This window comes from Pseudonocardia sp. SID8383 (assembly GCF_009864975.1).
Classification (GTDB): domain Bacteria; phylum Actinomycetota; class Actinomycetes; order Mycobacteriales; family Pseudonocardiaceae; genus Pseudonocardia; species Pseudonocardia alni.
Genome location: NZ_WWFY01000882.1, coordinates 1 through 4,823, shown reverse-complemented (window position 1 = coordinate 4,823; position 4,823 = coordinate 1). Strand labels below are relative to the sequence as shown.

4 protein-coding genes and 1 pseudogene are annotated in these 4,823 nt (G+C 74.6%); 2 read left to right on the top strand and 3 right to left on the bottom strand.

Translation table 11 applies throughout. The features are described from left to right. Positions 1-474 (bottom strand): annotated as a pseudogene (locus tag GTW08_RS21310) (type III PLP-dependent enzyme); the annotation flags it as partial. Positions 475-590: 116 nt separating this feature from the next. On the opposite strand from GTW08_RS21310, the gene GTW08_RS21305 reads away from it, so the two are divergent. Then, on the top strand, positions 591-1,049 hold the full coding sequence (locus GTW08_RS21305; protein WP_062395201.1) for a pyridoxamine 5'-phosphate oxidase family protein: 459 nt from the start codon (positions 591-593) through the stop codon (positions 1,047-1,049). Here GTW08_RS21305 and GTW08_RS21300 read toward each other — a convergent pair whose 3' ends face one another. Next, positions 1,050-2,669 carry a flavin-containing monooxygenase gene (locus GTW08_RS21300; RefSeq protein ID WP_073574803.1) on the bottom strand — a complete coding sequence of 540 codons (1,620 nt, stop codon included), beginning with the start codon at positions 2,667-2,669 and terminating at the stop codon, positions 1,050-1,052. A gap of 27 nt (positions 2,670-2,696) precedes the next feature. After that, positions 2,697-3,626: an alpha/beta hydrolase gene (locus tag GTW08_RS21295; protein WP_073575305.1), complete on the bottom strand. Its 930-nt coding sequence runs from the start codon at positions 3,624-3,626 to the stop codon at positions 2,697-2,699. 197 nt (positions 3,627-3,823) lie between these two features. Between GTW08_RS21295 and GTW08_RS21290 the strand changes: the two genes are divergently transcribed. After that, positions 3,824-4,823: GAF domain-containing protein (locus tag GTW08_RS21290; RefSeq protein ID WP_202417496.1), on the top strand; the 1,000-nt coding region annotated here is incomplete at its 3' end.

The following is a 4,823-nucleotide window of genomic DNA, read 5'->3' as shown; positions in this document are numbered from 1 at the left end:
GGCCGCGTCGGGCGGCGCCCCGAACTTGCCGTGGAACGGCGTCGCCGAGCCGGTGTCGTCGACCGAGAGCCGGACCTGCACCCGGGCGCCGGGGACCTCGGCGGCGAGGGCGTCGACGTCCTCGGCGCTGTCGGTGACGAACCGGGTGACGCCGTCGCGGGCGGCCCGGGCGGCGGCACCGGGGCCGCGCACCGGGTTCCCGTGCTGCAGCGTCGCCGGGTCCGCACCGGCGGCCAGGCACAGGTCGATCTCGGCTTGGGAGGCGACGTCGAACCCGGCCCCGGCCGCGACGAGGGCGCGCAGCACGGCGGGCTCCGGGCAGGCCTTGACGGCGTAGAGGATCCGGGCGTCGCCGAACGCGGCGGACAGCGCGCGGTACCGCTCCCCGGCGACGGCGGGGTCCAGCGCCAGGTACGGCGTCGGACGGTCGGTGGCGAGCAGCCGCTCCAGACCGGGGCTCAGGGTGTCGGGCACACCGGGATCGTCTCCCGGGCCGGGTGGCGTGCCACCGCCGGGGCACGACCCGCCGGGGCCCGCACCGGCCCGGCCGGACCGCTCCGGGCGCCGGGCCGCTGATCTAGGTTCGACCCATGACCGCACCGAAGCCGCAGCGCCGCGCCCGGAAGATCGCGATGACCCCGGAGGAGGTCACCGCCTTCCTCGACGCCGAGCGCACCTGCCGGGTCGCCACCAACGGCGTGAACGGCCCGCACGCCACCCCGCTCTGGTACCTGTGGGACGGCGAGGCGCTCTGGCTGACCTCGCTCTCGCGCTCGCAGCGGTGGGCGGACCTGCAGCGCGACCCGCGGATCGCCGTGGTCGTCGACGCCGGGCACGACTACACCGAGCTGCGCGGGGTCGAGCTGCGCGGCTCCGTCGAGGTCGTCGGCGAGGTGCCCCGCACCGGCGAGCCGAACCCGGAGCTGGAGCGGGTCGAGCAGGCCTTCGCCGCGCGCTACACCGGCGACCAGGTCGTGATCGACGGAAGGCACGCGTGGCTGCGGCTGCGCCCGGAGAAGATCACCAGCTGGGACTTCCGCAAGATGTGATCACCGGGAGCCTCCCGAGCCGTGCATCGCGAACCCGCGGTACCCGTCGCGGGCCACGGTGGACAGCTCCTCGCGGTAGGCCTTGTGCCCGGCCATGTAGAACATCACCGCGTTCGGCTTGCCGGGGATGTTCGCCCCGAAGATCCACGAGTCGGCCTTCGGGAACAGCGTGGCGTCGGCGATCTCCCGGCAGAGCCGGGACCAGCCCCGCTCGGCCTCGGCCGTCGGCTCGATCGTGCCGATGCCGCTGCGCTCGGCGTGCCCGATCAGCTCACCGATCCACTCGACCTGGGCCTCGATGCTCGGCGGCAGGTTGGTGAACGGCCCGTTCGGCCCGAGGATCATGAACATGTTCGGGAAGCCCGCCTTGGACACCCCGAGGTAGCTCGACGGCCCGTCGGTCCAGTGGTCGTCGATGTGGCGGCCCCCGCGGCCGCGCAGGTCCATCGCCCGGTAGTTGCCGTCGACGGCGTCGAAACCGGTCGCGAGGACGAGCACGTCGAGCTCGTGCACGACACCGTCGGCGGTGCGCACCCCGGCCGGGGTGACCTCCGCGATCGGGTTCTCCCGGATCGAGACCAGCTCGACGTCGTCGCGGTTGAAGGTCTCGTAGTACCCCTCGTTGCAGATCGGGCGCTTGGCGTAGAGGTCGGTCGGTGTGAGCTTCCGGGCGGTCTCCGGGTCCACGACGATCTCGGAGATCTTGCGCCGGATGAACGCGGCGGCCGCGGCGTTGGCGTCGGGATCGGTGGCGATGTCGCAGAACGTGCCGAACATGAACCGGAACCCGTTGCCGGCGTCCCAGTTCTCCTGGAAGACGCGCTCGCGCTCCTGCGCGGACACGCTCATCGCCTCGACGGCGCTCTCCTCGAACCCGAAGGCCACGACCGAGCCGCGCACCTGGTCCCAGATCTCGGGGAAGTGCTCCTTGGTGCGGTCGACCTCGTCCTGGGTGACCGGTCGGTTGCCGGAGGGCACGTTGTACTGCGGGCTGCGCTGGAAGACGGTGAGGTGAGCCGCGCGCGGGGCCGCCGCGACGATGAACTGGGCGCCGGTCGAGCCGGTCCCGACGACGCCGACCCGCCGCCCGGCGATGTCGAGGTCGTCGGGCCAGGCGTTGGTGTGGACGGTGCGCCCGGCGAAGGTGCCCAGCCCGGGGAGGTCGGGGACGTTGCTGCGGGCCAGCAACCCCAGGGCGTTGACCAGATAGCGGCACCGCACCGTCTCGCCGCCGGAGGTGCGCACCCGCCAGAGACCGGCGTCCTCGTCGTAGACCGCGGCGGTCACCTCGGTGCCGAGCGTGATGTCCCGGCGCAGCCCGTACCGGTCGACGACGTGCTCGAGGTAGGCCAGGACGTCGGGCTGGTCCAGGTAGCGGGTGCTCCAGTTCCATTCCTGCAGCAGGTCCCGGTCGAACGAGTAGCGGTAGACGAACCCCTCGGTGTCGGACTTCGCGCCGGGGTACCGGTTGAAGTACCAGGTGCCGCCGACGCCGTCGCCCTTCTCGAAGGCGCGGACGCTCAGGCCGAGCCGGTCCCGCAGCGTGTGCAGCATGTAGATGCCGCCGAACCCGGCGCCGACGACGACGGCGTCGACATCGGGGGTGGTGGAGGTGGTCATGGTGTGCTCCCGGTGGGTGTCGAGGGATCAGCCGCGGTACCAGGCGGCGAGGGCGGCGAGCTCCTCGTCGGCCTCGGGCGCGGTGCCGGCGAGGAACGGGAAGACGTGCTGCATGCCCGCGACGACCGACAGCGTCACGTCGACACCGGCGGCCCGGGCCCGGTCGGCGAGCCGGACGGCGTCGTCGAGGAGCGCCTCGGCACCCCCGGCGTCGACGTAGAGCCGGGGGAGGCCGGTGAGGTCGGCGTGCAACGGGTTCGCCAGCGGTGCCCGCCGGTCGACGTGCCCCTCCCCCAGGACGCCGGCGATCATCCCCTCCAGCAGGGGCACCGTGACCAGGGCGTCCGAGGCGGCGTTGGTGACGAGCGTGGCGCCGGTGTTCTCCATGTCCAGCCACGGCGAGAACGCGACGACCCGGCCCGGCAGCGGTCGGCCCGCGTCGCGCAGGGCGAGCACGGTGGCGACCGCCAGGTTCCCGCCCGCGGAGTCACCGATGGTCGTCACGTCCGCGGGGGCGGTCCCCCGGGCCAGCAGCGCCTCGAACACCGCGACGGTGTCCTCCACCTGTGCCGGGTGCCGGTGTTCCGGCGCGCGACGGTAGTCCGCCACGAACGCCGTGGCGCCGACCGCCCGCGCGACGTGCCCCGCGAGCTTGCGATGGCTCGACGCCGAGCCGACGGCGAACCCGCCGCCGTGGGTGTAGAGCAGGACCTGCGCGGGATCCGCCCCGGCCGGCAGCGCCCAGATCCCCGGGACACCCCCGAGGGACTCCTCCCGGTAGGTCACGTCCTCGGGTTCACGGGTGGCCTGGTGCCACTCGTCGAAGATGCTGCGGAACAGCCGCGTGGTCAGGTCCGGGGTCGCCGCGATGACGGCGGACCAGTCGGCGTAGAGCGCGCGCAGCGCGTCGGACTCCGTGGACGCACCCGTCGGGCGGGTCGGTGGTGCCGTCGTCATCGCGGTCCTCCTCCGGTCGGCCGGAGCGACGACGGGCGCCGCGCCGGCGGTGGCGTGGCCGTCGATGGTGGGCACCGCGGAGGCACCGCGGGTGTTCCGTTCTGGAACGCCCACCGGCCACTCCCCCTGGCCAGGATGGTGTGACCTGGGGCACCGTGGACGTGTCCGCAACGGGCGGCGAGGGGCGGATCGGGGCGATGACGCGTCGGGACGAGGACACGGCGGTGCCGGCCCTGTCGGCCGGGCAGCGCCTGCGCATCCGGCGCAGCCGCGAGACGCTCGTCGACGGGGGGCTGCTCGCGCTGCCGCCCGGCCACGCGGGCGTGCCGCCGCTGATCGAGCAGAGCTGGCGGCGCTGCATCGGCGAGGCGGTGCCGACGGCGCCGGACCGCATCGGCTACGCCGACCCCGGCGACGACCACACCGCGCTGCGCCGGGCCGCGGCGCCCGTGCTGGAGCGGCTCGTGGACAGCTTCGCCGACGTCCCGGTGGCCATGGTGCTGTCCGACGCGACCGGGCGCATCGTCCGCCGCCACGTCGGCGTCCGGCGCCAGCGCACGCTGATGGACCGGGCGAGCGCGGTGGAGGGCTCGGACTTCTCCGAGCGGTCGGTGGGCACCAACGGCATCGGCACGGTGCTGGTCGAACGACGCCCGGTCCTGGTCCGGGGCCCCGAGCACTACAACGCCCTCCTGGAGAACCTCACCTGCGCCGGCACCCCGCTGGTCGAGCCCGGGACCGGCCGGACGGTGGGCTCGCTCTCACTGGCCTGCGCGGTGCGCGACGTGCACCCGCTCATGGCGGTGATGGCCGCCGACATCGGCCGCCAGATCGAGGCCCGGCTGCTCGACGAGGCGGGCGAACACCGTCGCAGGCTGGTACGGGCCTACCTCGCGCTGGAGCGGGCCACGACCGGGGCGCTGGTCGTCGACGCCGACACCGTCCTGGCCGACCGGCACGCGCTGGCCCACGCCGGCCCGGACCTGCACGCCCTGCTGTGGGAGCTGCTGCGCGACGGGGGTCCGGACCGGCCACGCCGGATGCGGGTGCCGATGCCCGACGGCCCGCACGACGCGGTCGTCGCCCCGGTCGAGGGCACCGGGGGGACCGCGTTCAGCGTCCGGCTGGCGCCCCGCCGGGCGGCACCCGCGGTGGCGGCCCCGGCCACCGTCCGGGGAGCCGCGCTCCACCACGACC

Bases quoted from the DNA above. Each gene is read 5' to 3' on its own strand.
- GTW08_RS21305 (WP_062395201.1), top strand. From the start codon at position 591: ATGACCGCACCGAAGCCGCAGCGCCGCGCCCGGAAGATCGCGATGACC.
- GTW08_RS21300 (WP_073574803.1), bottom strand. From the start codon at position 2,669: ATGACCACCTCCACCACCCCCGATGTCGACGCCGTCGTCGTCGGCGCC.
- GTW08_RS21295 (WP_073575305.1), bottom strand. From the start codon at position 3,626: ATGACGACGGCACCACCGACCCGCCCGACGGGTGCGTCCACGGAGTCC.